Origin of the sequence: Actinoplanes sp. NPDC051859, from assembly GCF_044452725.1 — a bacterium.
Classification (GTDB): Bacteria; Actinomycetota; Actinomycetes; order Mycobacteriales; family Micromonosporaceae; genus Actinoplanes.
The window spans coordinates 405,438-422,446 of the sequence record NZ_JBITBX010000006.1 but is presented as its reverse complement, the minus strand read 5'-3'; the positions used below and the strand labels follow the sequence as shown (position 1 = coordinate 422,446).

Annotated in this window: 17 protein-coding genes; 7 read left to right on the top strand and 10 right to left on the bottom strand. The window is 69.7% G+C overall.

Annotated elements, in window-relative coordinates:
• Window positions 1-199: 199 nt before the first annotated feature.
• The 3 genes from ACIA1L_RS18595 (at window position 200) to ACIA1L_RS18585 (ending at window position 2,334) form a co-directional block, all read left to right on the top strand.
• Complete coding sequence (locus ACIA1L_RS18595; protein ID WP_396074008.1) at window positions 200-529, top strand: PadR family transcriptional regulator; 330 nt, start codon at window positions 200-202, stop codon at window positions 527-529.
• 216 nt (window positions 530-745) lie between these two features.
• Window positions 746-1,642, top strand: a complete 897-nt coding sequence (locus ACIA1L_RS18590; RefSeq protein WP_396074007.1) for a hypothetical protein — start codon at window positions 746-748, stop codon at window positions 1,640-1,642.
• A gap of 113 nt (window positions 1,643-1,755) precedes the next feature.
• Entirely contained in the window at window positions 1,756-2,334 is a 579-nt protein-coding gene (locus ACIA1L_RS18585; RefSeq protein ID WP_396074084.1) for a class I SAM-dependent methyltransferase, read from the top strand.
• 55 nt (window positions 2,335-2,389) lie between these two features.
• On the opposite strand, the gene ACIA1L_RS18580 is transcribed toward ACIA1L_RS18585, so the two are convergent.
• A complete protein-coding gene (locus ACIA1L_RS18580) occupies window positions 2,390-3,517 on the bottom strand; it encodes a hypothetical protein (protein WP_396074005.1) in 1,128 nt (375 codons plus the stop codon).
• A 103-nt stretch (window positions 3,518-3,620) separates the two neighbouring features.
• Window positions 3,621-5,825: an alkaline phosphatase family protein gene (locus tag ACIA1L_RS18575; RefSeq protein WP_396074003.1), complete on the bottom strand. Its 2,205-nt coding sequence runs from the start codon at window positions 5,823-5,825 to the stop codon at window positions 3,621-3,623.
• A 99-nt stretch (window positions 5,826-5,924) separates the two neighbouring features.
• Between ACIA1L_RS18575 and ACIA1L_RS18570 the strand changes: the two genes are divergently transcribed.
• Both ACIA1L_RS18570 and ACIA1L_RS18565 read left to right on the top strand, forming a co-directional pair.
• A complete protein-coding gene (locus ACIA1L_RS18570) occupies window positions 5,925-6,389 on the top strand; it encodes a DUF6174 domain-containing protein (RefSeq protein WP_396074002.1) in 465 nt (154 codons plus the stop codon).
• 34 nt (window positions 6,390-6,423) lie between these two features.
• Window positions 6,424-7,617 (top strand): glycoside hydrolase family 18 protein, encoded by a 1,194-nt coding sequence (locus ACIA1L_RS18565; RefSeq protein WP_396074001.1) that lies wholly within the window; start codon window positions 6,424-6,426, stop codon window positions 7,615-7,617.
• On the opposite strand, the gene ACIA1L_RS18560 is transcribed toward ACIA1L_RS18565, so the two are convergent.
• Window positions 7,614-8,345, bottom strand: coding sequence for a LamG-like jellyroll fold domain-containing protein (locus ACIA1L_RS18560; RefSeq protein WP_396074000.1), 732 nt, complete (start codon window positions 8,343-8,345; stop codon window positions 7,614-7,616). The genes ACIA1L_RS18565 and ACIA1L_RS18560 overlap by 4 nt on opposite strands.
• Window positions 8,346-8,484: 139 nt before the next feature.
• Between ACIA1L_RS18560 and ACIA1L_RS18555 the strand changes: the two genes are divergently transcribed.
• Window positions 8,485-10,287, top strand: coding sequence for a glycoside hydrolase family 15 protein (locus ACIA1L_RS18555; RefSeq protein ID WP_396073999.1), 1,803 nt, complete (start codon window positions 8,485-8,487; stop codon window positions 10,285-10,287).
• A gap of 3 nt (window positions 10,288-10,290) precedes the next feature.
• Here ACIA1L_RS18555 and ACIA1L_RS18550 read toward each other — a convergent pair whose 3' ends face one another.
• Window positions 10,291-11,280 carry a sporulation protein gene (locus tag ACIA1L_RS18550; RefSeq protein WP_396073997.1) on the bottom strand — a complete coding sequence of 330 codons (990 nt, stop codon included), beginning with the start codon at window positions 11,278-11,280 and terminating at the stop codon, window positions 10,291-10,293.
• An 8-nt stretch (window positions 11,281-11,288) separates the two neighbouring features.
• Window positions 11,289-12,602, bottom strand: a complete 1,314-nt coding sequence (locus ACIA1L_RS18545) for a hemolysin family protein (RefSeq protein WP_396073996.1) — start codon at window positions 12,600-12,602, stop codon at window positions 11,289-11,291.
• A gap of 124 nt (window positions 12,603-12,726) precedes the next feature.
• Here ACIA1L_RS18545 and ACIA1L_RS18540 point away from each other — a divergent pair, with 124 nt between their 5' ends.
• Window positions 12,727-13,173, top strand: a complete 447-nt coding sequence (locus tag ACIA1L_RS18540) for an NUDIX domain-containing protein (RefSeq protein WP_396073995.1) — start codon at window positions 12,727-12,729, stop codon at window positions 13,171-13,173.
• On the opposite strand, the gene ACIA1L_RS18535 is transcribed toward ACIA1L_RS18540, so the two are convergent.
• From ACIA1L_RS18535 to ACIA1L_RS18515, 5 genes are all read right to left on the bottom strand, one after another.
• Window positions 13,170-14,864 carry a putative PEP-binding protein gene (locus ACIA1L_RS18535; protein WP_396073993.1) on the bottom strand — a complete coding sequence of 565 codons (1,695 nt, stop codon included), beginning with the start codon at window positions 14,862-14,864 and terminating at the stop codon, window positions 13,170-13,172. The genes ACIA1L_RS18540 and ACIA1L_RS18535 overlap by 4 nt on opposite strands.
• Complete coding sequence (locus ACIA1L_RS18530; RefSeq protein WP_396073992.1) at window positions 14,857-15,129, bottom strand: HPr family phosphocarrier protein; 273 nt, start codon at window positions 15,127-15,129, stop codon at window positions 14,857-14,859. The genes ACIA1L_RS18535 and ACIA1L_RS18530 overlap by 8 nt, the downstream gene beginning before the upstream one ends.
• A complete protein-coding gene (locus tag ACIA1L_RS18525) occupies window positions 15,126-15,569 on the bottom strand; it encodes a PTS sugar transporter subunit IIA (protein ID WP_396073991.1) in 444 nt (147 codons plus the stop codon). Before ACIA1L_RS18525 ends, ACIA1L_RS18530 begins: the two co-directional genes overlap by 4 nt.
• Window positions 15,570-15,642: 73 nt before the next feature.
• Entirely contained in the window at window positions 15,643-15,963 is a 321-nt protein-coding gene (locus ACIA1L_RS18520) for a PTS lactose transporter subunit IIB (RefSeq protein WP_396073989.1), read from the bottom strand.
• Window position 15,964: 1 nt separating this feature from the next.
• On the bottom strand, window positions 15,965-16,951 hold the full coding sequence (locus tag ACIA1L_RS18515) for a PTS transporter subunit EIIC (protein WP_396074083.1): 987 nt from the start codon (window positions 16,949-16,951) through the stop codon (window positions 15,965-15,967).
• Window positions 16,952-17,009 lie beyond the last annotated feature (58 nt).

Below are 17,009 nucleotides of genomic sequence, written 5' to 3'. Positions count from 1 at the left end.
GTGTGCCACCCACCCCAGCCCACCGTCACAGGCATCGCGCGCCGAGATCGTCGTTGCCCGCATCAAGCTCCTCCTCGGTGCCACTCGCGAATCCGGCATTTCTGAATAGATGTCGGCATCGTGCGCGCCCCATGCCCAGCCACGACCGAATGTCGAGAGCGCTGTTGCATATACAAGTAGCTTATGTATTCTTCCTGCCATGCGATCAACTGCTCTGCGCGAGCCGTCGTACTTCGTCCTCGCCGCGCTTCTCGACGGGCGACTGCATGGATACGCCGTCGTCAAGCAAGTGGAAGACCTCTCCGGAGGGCGAGTAAAGCTCGCCGCCGGCTCGCTCTATTCGGTCATTGACCGGCTGCTCGGCGAAGGCCTCGTCGTCGCCGACGGCGAAGAGATCGTCAACGGTCGGGCCCGTCGCTACTACCGCCTCACCGAGGATGGGCACGCGGTGCTGGCCGAGGAAGCGGACCGGCTCGCCCGAGCCGCCCGCATCGTGCACGACCGGCTGCCAAGAACCGCCATCGCCTAGGGCGGCCCCATGGATCACGACGACCCGCGCCGGGCTCGGCGTCGCCAGGATCCACGGACCGCGCCCTGGTCGAAAGCCGGCAGATCATCCGTGTTCGACCACCTGCAGTAACCCGCCAACACCCGACCGCGAGTCGGCCGAACGTCTGTGTTCGACCGGCTGCCGCAGCCTGCCAACGCCCGGCCAGCCGACCGTCTACCTGGAGGACCCGCCAGCATGAGCCACGAAATCCTCGAGCGCCGCTACCGCGCGCTGCTCCGGTCCTACCCCGCCCCGTACCGTCGTGAACGCAGCGACGAAATGCTCGAGGTCCTGCTCGGCGACGCCCCGACCACCCGTCGGTGGCCCGAACTCCATCAGGCGATCGCCCTGGTGCGCGGCGGCCTCCGGGTTCGCGGAGGCAGCACGGCGGGTCGTCCGGCGGCCGTGCTGCTCTGGCAGGGCATGCACCTGGCGGCCGTGGCCGTCCTCGCCGTGAGTGCGCTGTTCGGACTGGACTTCTTGATGTTCTTCGTCGTGCCGGACGGAATCAGCCAACTCTGGGAACGGTTCCCGGTCCACACGCTGAACCTGGTCCTGGTGCTGGCGACTCTGGTGACCCTCGTTCTCGGTTGGCGGCGTACGGCGCTGGCCTTGGTGGTGGCGGCAATGGTCGCGCCGAACCTGGGTGCCGTGAACATGTTCACCTCCGGCGCGGCACCCGCGTGGTGGGGACCGTTCGTGGCGGCGCCCCTGATGATCGCCGGCTTTTTTCGTCCCGCCGACGTGCCGCCGGTCGGGGTGGGCGACGCAGCCCTGGTCACAGCGCCCGTGCTCGTCCTGCACCTGGTCAGTCTGAATACTCTGGACTGGTTTGTGGAACTGCCGCTGCCGGCTCCGACAATGATCGGCCTGCTGGCGGTGCTGGCCGCCTTCCTCTGGATCGCGACGGCCGACCCGCGCCTGCTTCTCGCGGCCGCGCCCACTTTCCTCCTGGTGACGCTGAGCGAACTCAGTGCTTTCCCGTACGCATCGATGCTCCTCCGCCCCATGGCCGTGCCGTCCCTGTTGCTCGGCATGGCGATGGCACTGGGCGCCGTGATGGCTAACCGCAGGCGCCGGGTGCGCGCCTAAATCCTGTGACGATCTGCTGCGACGCCGTCGGAGAACTCACCGCGACGGCGTCGCAGCAGCACCCTTAGAGTCACGTCGTGAGAAACCAGTCGGTCCGCGACGCCTACTCGGGCATGTCGAAGCAGTACATCGACCTGTTCGCGGATGACTGGCAGGCCGACGTGGACGACACGGCTCTCCTTCGAGATCACCTCGTCGGCCTGGCCGGCCCGGTGCTCGACCTCGGTTGCGGCCCCGGGCATTGGAGCGCCTACCTGCATTCGCTCGGCGCCGACGTGACCGGCGTCGACCTCGTCCCCGAGTTCATCGACTACGCCAGGACGAACTTCCCCGGACCGACGTTTCGATTCGGATCGATGACCGACCTGAACCTTCCCGACCGGTCGGTGGCCGGCATCCTGTCCTGGTACTCGACCATCCATCTACCGCCATCGGAGCTGGACGGGGTACTTGCTGAGTTTCGCCGGATGCTGGTTCCGTCCGGGAAGCTGGTGATCGGCTTCTTCGACAGCGATGACCGGGTGGCTGCGTTCGACCACAAGGTCCATCGCGCCTACCGCTGGCCCGTTGACGAGCTCTCCGCCCGCCTCACGAAAGCCGGCTTCACCGAACGTCAGCGCGTCAGGCAACAATTCCCGGACCGCCCAGACCGTAAGTACGCGGCAATGGCCGCAACAACCACTGCCTCATGATGGCCGAACGAAGGAGCCCGGCCCCCGTACGGGAACCGGGCTTCTTCGGGTCAGGTCAGCGGAAGGATGCGTACCGTTTGCGGTTCTGGCCGCCGATGGTGGTGAAGTCGCCGCCGGCGCCGATGGCGCCGCGGTTGCGGTCGGTGACGAGGGTGCGGACGCCGATGACGCCGTTGGCTTGGGGGGCCCAGCCGGTCAGGGCGCCGGACTGGGAGACCGCGGCGAGCTTGACGCGGGAGATCGAGCCGTCGGTGCAGGTGCCTTGGGCGCCGTTGTTGAGGGTGGTGCAGGCTCGGTCGAAGTGGCCGCCGACATAGATGGTGCCGCTCAGCGTGGTGACCGCGGTGGCGTCGCCGTCGAAGACTCGTTGCCAGCGCGGTTTGCCGCTGGGGGTGAAGGCGAGGAGGCGGCCGCCCTGGCCGCCGGTGGCGGCGTAGACCCCGTTGGAGTCGGTGGCGATGGCGTTGACCTGGGCTTTCGCGGATGGGCGGAAGGCTTTGTCGACCGATCCTCCGGTGGGGGTGACGGCGGCGATGCGCAGGGTGCCGCTGACGCCGCTGACCTTGTGGAAGGAGCCGCCGAGGTAGACGCGGCTGCCGGTGACGGCGAGGCTGTGGATCGCGTCGTCGGCGCTCGGCTTCCATTTGCTGTCGAGGGAGCCGCTGGACAGGGAGAAGGCGGCGGCGTTGCGGCGGGTGCTGCCGTTGATGGCGGAGAAGCTGCCGGCGGCGTAGAGGCGGCCGTTGCCGGTGGCTAGTGCGTACGGGGTGCCGGTGACCCGGTGGGAGAAGGCGCTGACGTTGCCGGTGTTCGCGTCGAGGCGGACGAGGTTGTCGCGTTGCCAGCCGGAGACGGTGGTGAAGCTGCCGCCGGCGTAGACAGCGGAGCCTTCGGCGGCGAGGGCGCGTACGGTGCTGTTGGCCTTGGGTGACCAGTTGAGCAGGGCGCCGGAGCGGGTGTTGAAGGCGGCGAGCCGGGCGCGCTCGTAGCTGCGGCCACCCCAGGCGACGCTGGTGAAGGAGCCACCTACGTAGACGGTGTCGCCGCGGTAGGCGATGGCGTAGACGGAGCCGTTGAAGAGGGGGGCCTTTTCCGGGCTGTTGCCGACCGCTAGTGCGGGGGCGGCGCTGGTGGCGGCGACGAGGGTGGTGGACGCGACGGCGGTCAACAGGACGCGGCGCACAAAAGGGATAAAACGCACATTTCAATCAACCATCTCGGCTGTGCGAAAGTCGCGCCGCCGCGCCGTCCCGGCCTTCTGGGACCGCGTCACTCCCCCGGCACGGTCAGCCGCGGCGACGGGCCACGGCCGACGGGTCTAGCGCGGCCGACGGGTCGAGCGCGGGTGAGGAGGCGGGCGACGAATCAAGCTCCGGCGAGGAGGCGGGCGACGGGTCAAGCGCGGCCGACGGGTCGAGCGCGGGTGAGGAGGCGGGCGACGAATCAAGCGCCGGCGAGGAGGCAGGCGACGGGTCAAGCGCGGGTGAGGAGGCGGGCAACGGGGCGGGGGCGCGCAGGTCCAACAGTTCCAGCCAATCGATCAGCTGCCGGTGTACGGCGTCCGGCCCGTTCAGGTCGCCCTGGGTGATCTGCCAGTCGGCGGGGTGGACCAGCATGCCTTCGGTCTGCCAGCCGCCGAGCCCGCCGTGCGAGCCCACCAGTTCCTCGAAGGCAGACACCTCGCTGGTGAGCGGGTCCAGCGCGCTGATCACGACCAGGTCGCCGACGTGGGCGGTCTCCTGGTGGCGGAGCAGGTCGGTGCGGGCCTGCGGGCCGTACGGAAGCAGCGGGTCCTGCCCGGTCACCGTGCCGTCGGTGAGCCGGTGCGAGCCCGCCGGCCCGTACGCCACGGGTCCGTCGCCTTCATGAACCACGACGAGGCCGATGCCGGGGTGGCCGGCCAGGCCACCGATGAGCTTGGGATAGGTCGCGTCGATGCGGGCGCGGTCCAGGCGGCCGGGGTGCCGGGTGAAGTAAATGAGAGCGAGGTTGCCGGAAGAGACGACCAGCACCGGGGCGACGGGCGGCTGCGGGAACTCCGGCTCGCGGGTGGCTTCCTCTTCGGCGGGGACGCTCGGGGCGTCGGCCGGGTCGGGGGCGGAGAACCGTTCGACCGCCTCGTCGAGGGTCTCGCCGTGGCGTTGGCGGAACGTGGCGCCCTGGCTCTGGCCGTGGTCGGAGAGGACGACGATGCGGTAGTCGCGGGCGGCTTCCTGGCCGAGGCGTTCCAGGACGCCGAGCATCTGGTCGAGGCTTTCGAGTTGGCGCAGCGATTCGGGTCGGGCCGGGCCGGCGTGGTGGGCGACCTCGTCGTAGTCGACCAGGTCGCAGTAGACGGCGGGGGCACCGCGGGCCATCTGTTCGGCGATGAGGGAGACGTTGACGTCGCGCAGCAGGATCGAGGCGGGGCGCAGGGCGAGGAAGGCGCCGGAGCGGCTGACGCGCGGGTGCAGGTCGCGGCGGCGTTGCAGGCGGGCCTGGTGGAGTTCGGCGAAGACTTCACCGATGCCGAGGACCAGGGCTCGCGTGAAGCCGAACGGGCTTGCCATGAAGGCCGCCCACCCGCGGGCCGAGCGGCCGGGCAGCGCCGCGTGGCTGACCGTGAGCAGGGCGATCTTCGCGTCGCCGGAGAAGGCGTTGCCGATGCTGACACCGTCGTCGCGCAGCAGACCCTGACCGTCGGAGAGGCGCTGTTCGATCACGGCGGCATCGCGGGGCCGGTTGGAGACCATCAGCCGGCCGGTGTCTTTCTCGAACCACCGGAAAGCGGGAATCTGCCGGGCGGCGCCGTGCAGGATGCCGGCCTGCGCGGCCGGGGTGGTCGAGGGCAGGCCGGTGTGCCAGCCACGCATGGTGTGTGTGCCGGAGCGCAGCCAGCGGCCGATGGTCGGCAGGTTGCCGGCGCGTACGGCCCAGCGCAGCACCGGCTCGCTGACCCCGTCGAGTTGAACGATCAGCAGGCCGGGATCGGTGCCGGGGCGGGGGCGGCGCAGCTCGAAGATCCGGCCGCCGGCTTGCCGGGCCTGGCGCCGCCTGATGCCGCGCATGAGCCGGGTGGCTTCGTTCTGGAAGGTGTCCTCGGTGCCACTGTCGATCATCCAGTCGAAGATCGCGGCGCAGACCACGGCGAGCAGGGCGGCGACGCCGACGGTGGGCCAACCGCTGAGCCGTTTCGACGGGTCCAGTTCCAGGGCGACGGCCATGACGATGACCTGGGCGGCGACGCCGAGCAGCATCGCACCCCAGCCGCCCAGCGCGATCACGCCGAAGAGCAGCAGTGGACGGAGTACGGCGCCGACGACCGCGACGAGGACGACGAGGCCCATGGTGTCGACGACGTCGGTGGAGCGCACGCCGGGCATCAGCCAGAGGGTGAAGGAGAGCACCACGAACGTGGTGATGCCGTTGCGGAGGACCGCGCGCATGCGGGCGAAGACGCGACGCCAGGTCAGCAGGGGGCGCAGCGCTGACTCCCCGCGTTGTCCGGCCACCAGGAAACGATCGCACAGTCGCGCGGTCACCCGCCGGGCGGAACGGTGCTGTCGCCGTACGCGTCTGAAGGTTTAGCGTCGATTCCCGTGGAGGGTCCTGTGCGTCGTCTCGTCTCCTGTGCCGTGCTCGCCGTGCTGCTGAGCGGGTGCGCGAACGCCGAACCGAACGTCATGAACGAGCCGCCGACGACCTGGTCGGTGCCGGCGAAGTACGTCTTCACGTTGACGTCTGATTGCGGGGAACGTGCCCTGCTCGGGAAGTTCCGGGTCACCGTCGAGGGTGACGAGGTGGTCCGGACCGAGGGGCTGGACGATGCGGCTCGACGGGCGCTGATGTTGCGGTTGGCGAATCTGGTGCCGACGTTGCAGCAGTTGGAGGCGGAGGCGGAGAGCGCACGGCAGAAGGGCGCGAAGGTCGAGGTGGAGCGAGACTTGGGGGACGCTCATCCCACGCGGATCACGATCGACAAGTCGGCGACGGTGGCTGACGACGAGTCGTGTTACACGATCCAGGACTACACGATCGGGTTAGCGCCCGAGCCGTCGGCGTCGCCGTCGAGGTAGGTTCGCCGGACCTGCGAGGGATGGGGAGGCCCGCGTGCGGGTCGTACCCGTCTTCGTCGCCATGATCTTGCTGCTGTCCGGCTGCACTTCTGCCGAGCAGGAGCAGCCGGCGGCGCCGCAAGGTCCGAGGGTGGTCGCCTACTTCACCGACTGGGGCGTTTACGGCCGCAATTTTCAGGTGCGCGACGTCGACTCCAGCGGGGCGGCGGCCAAGCTCACCCACCTTGTGTACGCGTTCGGCAAGGTCACCGACGGCACGTGCGCCACCGGCGACGCTTGGGCCGCCTACGAGAAGCCTTACGAGGCGCAGAACAGTGTGGACGGTGTCGCCGATGTGCCCGGCCAGGGCCTGCGCGGCACGTTCGGGCAGCTCCGCAAGCTCAAGGCGAAGCATCCTCAGCTGCGGGTGACCTGGTCGTTCGGCGGGTGGACAGGGTCGCGGGGATACACCGAGGCGGCCCGGGATCCGGTGAAGTTCGCCCGCTCCTGCGCGACGTTGCTGAAGGACTCCCGGTGGGCCGGCTTGTTCGACGGCATCGATGTGGACTGGGAATATCCCAACGCGTGCGGACTGGCCTGTGATGAGAGCGGCCCGCAGGCGTTGCCGGGGCTGTTGGCGGCGCTGCGAACCGAGCTCGGGCCGGACGCTGTGCTGACAGCCGCGGTGCCGGGCGACAAGGGGAAGCTGGCCGCCACTGACTATGCGAGCGCGGCGCGGTCGGCGACCTGGCTCAGCGCGATGACCTACGACTTTTTCGGCACCGGGGACACTCCGGGACCCACTGCGCCGCATTCGCCGCTGACGGCGTACCCGGGAATTCCGCGCGAGACCGCGACCACCGAAACGGCCGTGCGGGAGCTCTTGGCGCTGGGGGTGCCGCCGGAGAAAGTCCTGCTCGGGGTGGGTTTCTATGGCCGCGGTTGGCGGGGCGTCGCCGCGGCCGAGCCGGGCGGGCGCGCGGCGGGCGCGGCCGACGGTTCCTACGACAAGGGCATCGAGGACTACGACGTGCTGCGCACGACGTGTCCGCCCACCGGCATGGCGGGCGGCACGGCCTATGCGTTCTGCCGCGGCCAGTGGTGGAGTTACGACACCCCCGACACCATCAAAGCCAAGATGGCGTACGCCCGAAGCACCGGCCTGGGGGGCGCATTCGCCTGGGAGTTGTCCGGTGACACCCCGGACGCACAACTGGTGGCGGCGATGGCGGCCGGGCTGGGCGGTTAGCCGATCCGCACCCAGACGTCGTCGAGGATGCCCTGGAACTGGTCGTTGTCGGAGTAGGCGCCCTTGCCGCCGATGCTGAGCGGGCGGTTGTTGGTCACCGACAGCCGCGCCGAGATCGTGCGGCTGCCCCGGACCGCGCCGTCGACCAGCACGCTGAGCGTTGTCGGGCTGCGGCGGCACTCGACGGCGTGCCAGTGCCCGTCAGCGACCGTGACGGTGCTGCGCGCGACCTTGATCCCACCGGAGGCGCCGACCAGCACACAGCTCGGCCGGCCGGCGCTGCCGTCGATCTGCAACTTCCACTGGCTGCTCGTCGAGGAGTAGCCCTTCTGGACGACGTTCTGGCCGCGGGTGGTCTGGCTGGGGGCGAGCAGCACTTCCGCCCCGTACGCGATGGGTCTGGTCCCGGGGTTGAGGTTTGCGGAGCTGGGGCTTTGCAGCGCAGCGTGCGGGCAGCGGCTCGCGGTCCGGCATTTGGCCGGGAAGCGCACGGCCTGGCCGCTGCGGTGCGGCACCGCCCGGACTCCGCCGCCGTTGCCGGCGATCAACCGCAGCGTGTGCCCGTTGCCGCTCTCGTCACGGATTCCGCTGGTCCGGCCGCCGTCGAAGGAGTACCGGGCGACGAGAGTGCCACTCGCGGCGGATCCCGCCAGCGGCGCAGCGTGCGCCGCGGGGGTCGCGACGGTTCCGGACAGCAGCAAGGCAACGGTCACTAGAGCGAGCTTCATGTCCGAAATATTACGTGTTGTGGAATTTGTCGGGCGGCAAACAACCTCGGTCGGCCGGTCAGCGATGGCCGCCAATAGGACCAACTGTCCGAATTTCCGCAGGTGAATCGGCTGCCCTTCCGGGGTATGTAACGAGGTCATGGCGTTGCCCATCGAGGACTACGCGATCATCGCCGACACGCAGACCGCCGCCCTGGTGGGTCGCAACGGCTCGATCGACTGGCTGTGCGTGCCCCGCTTCGACTCCGGGGCGATCTTCGCCGCCCTGCTCGGCTCCGCGGACAACGGGCACTGGACCATCGCGCCCGCCGACGAGATAGTCGCCGTCCGGCGGCAGTACCGGCCGGACACCATGGTCCTCGAAACCGAGTTCGAGACCGCCGACGGTGTGGTCCGCCTGATCGACTTCATGCCGCCCCGCGACGAGGCACCCGTCGTCATCCGCATCGTCGAAGGCGTCCGCGGCCACGTCCGGATGACCATGCGCCTGCGCCTGCGCTTCGACTACGGACACGTCGTGCCCTGGGTCTACCGCGAGCAGGACGACCTCGTGGCGGTCGCCGGGCCGGACGCCGTCTGGCTGCGCACCGACGTGGAGACGCGCGGCGAGAACATGTCCACCCATGCGGACTTCACGGTCGGACCGGACGACCGTACGCCGTTTGTCCTGACCTGGCGGCCCTCCCACCTGCCCGCGCCGGACCCGATCGACCCGGCCCACGAACTGGGCGTCACCGAGGGCTACTGGCGCGGCTGGGTTTCCGCGTGCACGTACGAGGGTGAATGGCGCGACGCGGTGGTCCGGTCGCTGCTGACGCTCAAGGCCCTGACCTACGCACCCACCGGCGGCATCGTGGCCGCGGCCACCACCTCGCTGCCGGAGAAGCTGGGCGGCGTCCGCAACTGGGACTACCGCTTCTGCTGGCTGCGCGACGCCACGATCACCCTGCAGTCGCTGCTCTACTCAGGATTCCAGAGCGAGGCTCTGGCCTGGCGAAAGTGGCTGCTCCGCGCCATCGCGGGCAACCCCGCCGAACTCCAGATCATGTACGGCGTCGCCGGCGAACGCCGCCTCGACGAGTACGTCGCCGACTGGCTCACCGGCTACGACGGCAACCCGGTCCGGATCGGCAACGCGGCCGCCGAACAGTTCCAACTCGACGTGTACGGCGAAGTCATGGACGCGCTGCACCAGGGCCGCCGCGCCGGGCTGAAAGCCGAAGACCCGGCCTGGGGCCTCCAGGTCAAACTCATGGACTTCGTCGAGGACCACTGGACAGACCCCGACGAGGGCATCTGGGAGGTGCGCGGCGGTCCGAAACAGTTCGTGCACTCCAAGCTGATGGCCTGGGTCGCCGCCGACCGCGCGGTCAAAGCCGTCGAAGAGTTCGGACTGCCCGGCCCGGTGGAACGCTGGTGCGAACTGCGCGACACGATCCGCGCCGACATCCTGGAGAAGGGGTACGACAAGAAGCGCCGCACCTTCACCCAGTTCTACGGGTCCGACGAGCTGGACGCCGCACTGCTCATGGTGCCGCTGGTCGGCTTCCTGCCCGCCACCGACGAACGCGTGGTCGGCACCGTCGAGGCGATCGAACGGCACCTGCTCGAAGACGGCTTCGTGCAGCGTTACACCCAGCACCCCGGCACCGACGTCGACGGCCTGCCGCCCGGCGAAGGCGCCTTCCTGGCCTGCACGTTCTGGCTCGCCGACAACTACGCGTTGATGGGCCGGCACGAGGAGGCACGCGAAGTGTTCGAACGCCTCCTCGCCCTGCGCAACGACGTCGGGCTGCTCTCCGAGGAGTACGACCAGGACGCCCGGCGGCTGGTCGGCAACTTTCCGCAGGCGTTCAGCCACGTGCCACTCATCGACACGGCTCGCACGTTGGGCGCGACGCGGGCCCCCACCGAGGCCCGCGTCAAAGAAGGACTGAAGTAGGGACTACTCGTCGCCGCCCTCGTCCTCGAACACCTCGTCCATGACCTCACCGGCGACGTAGCCCGCGGCGAGACCGCCGACCACACCCGCCGCCACGCCGCCCATGCCCATGCCGCCGCCCCGGTGACCGTGGCTCTGGTGACCGTGGCCGTAGCCGTGACCCGGTTGGCCGTAACCGTGGCTCGGGCCGTGGCCGTAGCCGTAGCCGGGCTGGCTCTGGTAGTGGCTCAGCGCCTGACGGACCCAGCCGTCCACGACCTGCGCCCAGTCCGCCGAATCGGCGTCGCTGTGCGGGACGGTGTAACGGCCGTACGAGTCGTGGCCGCTGCTGAACATGCCGCCGCGCTTGTCGAACTCCAGCACGATCTCGACGGTGTGCGGGTTGGTGACGAAGGTCAGCTCAACCTCGTTGATGCCCTGCGCGTACTGCGCCGGCGGGTAGTACTCGATTTCCTGGTAGAACGGCAGCGTCTGGTGTACGCCGTGGATCTGGCCGTACTCGAGGTCGGCGTTCTTGAACTGGAAGCCCAGCCGGGCGAACGCCTCGAGGATCCGCTCCTGCACCGGCAGCGGGTGCACCGCCAACGGATCCAGGTCACCCTTGTCGACGGCCTTGGCGATGGCGACTTCCGTCCGGACGCCCATGGTCATGCCGCGCAGGTGCTGCCCGTACACCGCGGTGACCGGGGTTTCCCACGGCATCGTGAGCTGGAACGGCAGCGACAGCCGCTCCCCCTCAGCGAGCCGCATCGCGCCCGCGACGGCCACCCGGTGGAACTCGCCGTCCGCCGCGTATTCCCCGCCGGCGCTCTCGACCTCGACCCGGGTGACGAGCCCGAGCGTGACGTGCTCGATGCTGACGTCATGGTTGCCGCCGACCAGGTTCACCTGCCCGGTCAGCAACTCGCCGGGCCGCGTGTCCGGAGTCGCCAGCACGGTGTCCACGGTCGGTCCGCCCACGCCGAAGGCACCCAGCAGCTTCTTGAAGCCCACAACTCCCCCTACTCAGGACTGTCAGGTCGGACAGAAGCTAACAAGTCCGACTGAGTGCTTCCTGAAAGCGGCCGCAACCGTACGCCGGTGATCGCCCGACCCTCGACGCACGTGACCTCGGCGGTGTGCCCCTCCAACTCCACGACCTCGCCCGGCTGCTCCGGAATGTGCCCCAGCTTCGCCAACAGCAGCCCCGCCACCGTCGTGAAGTCCCCCTCGCCCCGATCCACGTCGACGCCGATATCCGGCAGGTCGTGAATCGGGAACGTGCCCGGCAACACCATCGCGCCGTCGTCCTCGTGCACCACCGACTGCACGTCCCGGTCGGTCTCGTCATAGATCTCGCCGACGATCTCCTCGAGCAGGTCCTCCATCGTGACGATGCCGTTCACCGCGCCGTGCTCATCCACCACGAGCGCAATCTGCTGCCGCTGCGACCGCATCTGCGGCATCGCATCCGAGACCTTCAACGTCTCCGGCAGGAACAGCGGCGGAAAGACGTAGCCGATGACTGGTCCTTCCGCAGCCACCAGATCCCGCAGATGCACCACCCCGAGCACATCGTCCAGTCCGAGCGGCCCGGTCACCGGCGCCCGCGACCGTCCCGCCTCCGCCAGCCGCCGCAACGCCTCATCCGCACGCAGCACCGCCGACAACGTGAAAACGTCCCGCCGCGGAACCAGAACCTCCCGCAGCGTACGGTCAGCGATCTCGAACGCCCCACTGATGATCGACCGCTGCTCCGGCGAAAAACTCTCCTGCGTCGCGACGATGTCCCGAATTTCCTCGCTGGAGACTTCCTCCCGCGCGGCAGCCGGATCCCCACCCGCCACCCGCACGACGGCATCACTCGCCTTGCCCAGCAACCACACCGCCGGCCGTGTCACCGTCGCCAGCAGATCCAACGGCCGTGCCACCGCCAACGCCCAACCCTCAGCCCGCTGCATCGCGATCCGCTTCGGCGCCAACTCCCCGATCACCAACGTGAAGAACGTCAGCACGATCGTCACCAGCACGATCGCCGCCGGTCCGGCCGCATTGCCCAGGAACCCCAGCGGTTCGATCAGCGGCTGCGCCAGCGAAACCGCAGCCGCGGCGCTCGCGAGGAAGCCCGCCAGCGTGATGCCGATCTGGATGGTGGCGAGGAAGCGGTTCGGATCCCGGGCCAGCCGGGCCAGGGTCGCGCCGGTGCGGGACTCACGCTCCAGGCGCTGCAGTTGGCTCTCGCGCAGCGACACCAACGCCATCTCGCTTCCGGCAAAAACCGCGTTCAACAGCACAAGGACCACGACGAGCGCGATCTGCCAGCCATAACCACCCATCGCCAACGACTACCCAGAACCCCTGGGGAAAATCCACCCACGGCCCGATCTCACAGCACCCTGCCAGCCGCCGCTCAGCTCAAACCCCCCGAGACAGGGACTTCGCAGCCCTAATCTGATCGGTGTGAGTTCAGCGCAGGCTCCGGCCACCCCGCGTGTTGCGGCAGGTGCGCTCTTCCTCGATCGGGCGGGGCGGGTTCTCGTCGTGAGATCCAGCCACGCGGAACATTGGGAAATCCCGGGCGGTTACGTGGAGCCGGGTGAATCACCGCGGGCGGCCTGCGCGCGAAAGATCCGGGAGGAGCTCGGCCTGTCGGTGCGGGTCGGCGCGCATCTGGTGGTCGACTGGGATCTCGCGGACGCCGAGGGCGACAAGCTGCTCTTCATCTTCGACGCCGGGACGCTCGAGACCAGCGATGGTGCGGACGTCCCCGGCGTCGATCGGGAGTTCGTCGATCCGGAAGAGCTAGTCGGCTGGCTGCCGGCTCGGCTCACCCGCCGAGTCCACGCCGCGATCGAGGCCAAGGCTCGCGGGTCGGCCGTCTACACCGAAAATGGCGACGAGGCCTAGGGGAAAAGGTTGCCGCCGACCGCGGCGCGGGCGGTTGCGGCGTCCGGGGCCGCGAGTGCCCGCTGTGCGGCCGCTTGACATTCGTCCATTGTGTACGACTGCAGCTGGGCGCGAACTGCGGGCACCGCAGCAGGCGCCATCGACAGGCTGGTTATACCCAGCCCCGCGAGGACGACAGCGAACGCCGGATCGGCCGCTGCTTCACCGCATACTCCGACCGGGCGACCTGCGGCCGTACCCGCCGCTGCGCACATGGCGACCAGGGACAGCAATGCGGGTTGCCACGGGTCGAGGAGGTCGGCCAGTTCCGCGCTGCGCCGGTCAGCGGCGAAGGCGTACTGGCTGAGGTCGTTGGTGCCGATGCTGAGAAAGTCCACGGCTTGCAGAAGCTGGCCGACGCGAATCACCGCCGCCGGTACTTCGATCATGGCGCCGACCGTGCGAAGGCCGACGCGATGGCAGCGGGCGGCGAAGTCTTCCGCTTCGGCGACCGTGGTGACCATCGGGGCCAGGACGGAAACCCAGGCTGAAGTGCCGTGGGCCGCCGCGGCGATAGCGCTCAGTTGGGTATCGAGGATGGCACTGTGGCGACGGGCCAGGCGCAGGCCGCGCAGACCGAGAGCCGGGTTGGGTTCGGGGTGGCCGCCCAGGAACGACAACGGCTTGTCGGAGCCGGCGTCGAACGTCCGGATGACGACCGGGCAGCCGGGCACAGCGGCAAAGACCTCGGCGTACGCGGCGGCCTGCTCGGCTTCGCTGGGCGGGTCGAGGTGCTGCGGGAACAGCAGCTCGGTGCGGAAGAGGCCGACACCTTCGACGGACACGCCGGCGAGGTCGGCGGCGCAGGCGATGTTGGCGAGGAGTGCGACCGGGTGGCCGTCTGCCGTACGGCCACGGAGGTCAGCGGTCGATGCCACGGGCGGAGTCTCACCTCGAAGCTGGGACGGACCGTCACCAAGGCCGCGGCGAGAACGGGGAACGAGCGGGACACGGCCAACCGTGACGCAGCCGGTCGTGCCGTCGACGGTGACCGGGGTGCCGTCCGGGATGTCGAGGGCACCGGTGCAGGCGACGACGGTCGGTAGGCCGCGCGCTCGGGCGAGAATCGCCGTGTGGCTGAGGTAGCTGCCTGCCGAGGTGACGACGGCCAGCACCCGTTCCGGATCCAGCAGGGCGACGTCGGCGGGGGCGAGGTCGCTTGCCAGCAGGACATAGGGGCAGCCGGGTTCGGGCAGCTCCGGCATCGGCAGACCGAGGCAGTGCGCGACGATTCGGTCGCGCAGGTCGTCGAGGTCGGCGGCGCGCGCGGCCAGCGGGCCGCCGGCGGCGATCAGGGCGGCACGGTGCTCGTCCAGCACCTCGGCAACCGCGTGCGGCGCGGCGAGGCCGCCGTGGACAGCTCGGGCCACCAGGTCGTGCAGGGCACGGTCCGCCACCAGTGCGGCCTGGACGTGCAGGATGTCCGCTGCCGTCTCGTCGGCGACGGCAGCGGCCCGCCGCTCGATGAACGCACCGACAGCGTCGATGGCCGCAAACGCCCGCCGCTCCTCGGCTCCCGCGTCCAACGAGGCTCTCGCATCCAACGAGGCAGAAGCGGAAGGGGTGGCGAGACGGGGTGGATCGGCGAGGCGGTAGACGGGGCCGGTGGCCGTTCCCGCACTGACGCCGAGACCGGAGAGCAGCTCAGGCACCAGCGCTGTCCAGGTCGTGCGCGAAGAGGTCGGCCAGGTGGTCCAGGGCTTCGACGGACTGCCGCCCGTACGCTTCCAGAATCAGTTCCGTGCCGCACAGCGCACCCAGGCTGAGCAGGGCGAGGATGCTGTCGGCGGGGACCGCCGGGCGGTCCGGGGTGCGGACGGTGACCGGGACCGGTAGCTGGGCTGCGGCCGCCGCGATCCGGGCAGCGGCGCGCATGTGCAGTCCGGAGCGGCTGGTCACCAGTACTGTCCGGATCATTCGTGTTCCTGGAACAGGGCAATGACCGTCGCGGGGTCGTCGGCCTCGCGCAGGGCACGGGCGCGCGCCGGGTCGAGCAGGATCTGGGCGAGGGCAGCGAGCAGCGCCACGTGGCCGTCACCGCGAGCAGCGATGGCGACGCAGACGGTGACGGTTTCGCCGTCCCAGTCGACGCCGTCGGGAAAGCGCAAGACGACGATCGAGTCGTGCCGGACCAGGGCGCGGGACATGTCGAGGCCGTGCGGGATGGCGACGCCCGCACCGAGGTACGTGGACATCGCCCATTCGCGGTCGAGCATCGCCTCGCGGTAAGCGGGATGGACGGCGCCGATCTCCTCGAGGACGTCGGCGCAGCGGTGGATCGCCGCGGCCCGGTCGGTGGCCCGGTCGTGCACACGGACGTTGCGCGCATGCAGCACGGGCCGGATGTCGATGCTCATCCAGCCAGCCTCACCAGCGCACGTGCCAGCACGCCGTCATTGTCGTCGGGATCCCCGGCGCCTACCAACACGGTCAGCCTTCCCGGGTGCCGTCGACCATGCCACCCTGCTGGACGGCGGCGATCACCCGGGCCACGGCCGGGTCGCCGAGGAACATGCGGAAGCCGACCACGACCGAGCCTGGTGCGGCGGTCCGGGCCCGGGCCACCAGCCCGGTCTGACACAGGATCACGTCGGCGTCGGCGGGCACGGTTGCCACGGCGTGGTGCTCGACGGTCACGGGCAGGCCGCGCAGCTCGCGCCGGAGTTGGCTGGCCAGCATGACGCTGCTACCCATCCCGGCGTCGCAGGCCACCACGAGCTTGCGCACCGCGCCGCCCTCGATCCCAGCCATGTCATTCCACCCCTTCGGCACGAGCGGGCCGGCCGAAGCCGAGCAGCAGGGAGCCGACCACGAACGACACGGCGGTCGCCACGACGACGCCGGCCAGGACGCCGAGGTGGTCGCCGCGGGGAGTCTCGGCTAGGTAGGCGAAGATGCTGCCGGGTGACGGCGTCGCGACCAGTCCCACACCGGTCACCAGGAACGTCGAGATTCCGGCGGCACCACCGCACACCGCCGCGAGCACCATCGTCGGTTTCATCAGGACGTACGGGAAATAGATCTCGTGGATGCCGCCGAGGAACTGGATCGCCAGCGCCGCGGGCACGCTGGGCCGTAAGGCCCGCGGGCCGAAGCAGAGGTAGGCCAGCAGGATGCCGCAGCCGGGCCCGGGGTTGGTCTCCAGCATGAACAGGATCGACTTGCCGGTGTCGGTGGCGCCGGCGATGCCCAGCGGGCCGAGGACGCCGTGGTTGATGGCGTTGTTGAGAAAGAGCACCTTGGCGGGCTCGATGAGCAGCGCCGCCGCGGGCAGCAGGTGGTTGTCGACGAGGAAGCGAACGCCGGCGCCAGCGCCTTCGGTGCAGACTCGCAGGACCGGGCCGATGCCCCAGACCCCGGCGAGCGCGGCGAGAGCACCGACGATGCCTGCGGTGAAGTTGCCGACCAGCATTTCGAAGCCCGGCCGAATCCGGTCGGCGGTTCGACCGTCGACCAGCTTGAGCACGTACGCGGCCAGCGGCCCGACCGCCATCGCGCCGAAGAACATCGGCGACTCGGCCCCCACCACCAGCCCGATCGTGGCGACGGCGCCGACCACCGCTCCCCGCTGAGCGTGCACCATCCGCCCGCCGGTGTATCCGATCAGGACCGGCAGCAGCACGTGGGACATGGGGTCGATGAGAGCGGCGAACTTCTCGTTGGGCAGCCAGCCGTGCTCGAAGAACAGGGCGGTGACAAGCCCCCAGGCGATGAATGCGGCGATGTTCGGCATGACCATGCCGGCGAGGTATCCGCCGAACCGCTGCACCCGCGCCTTGACGCCGGTGTCCGGACCG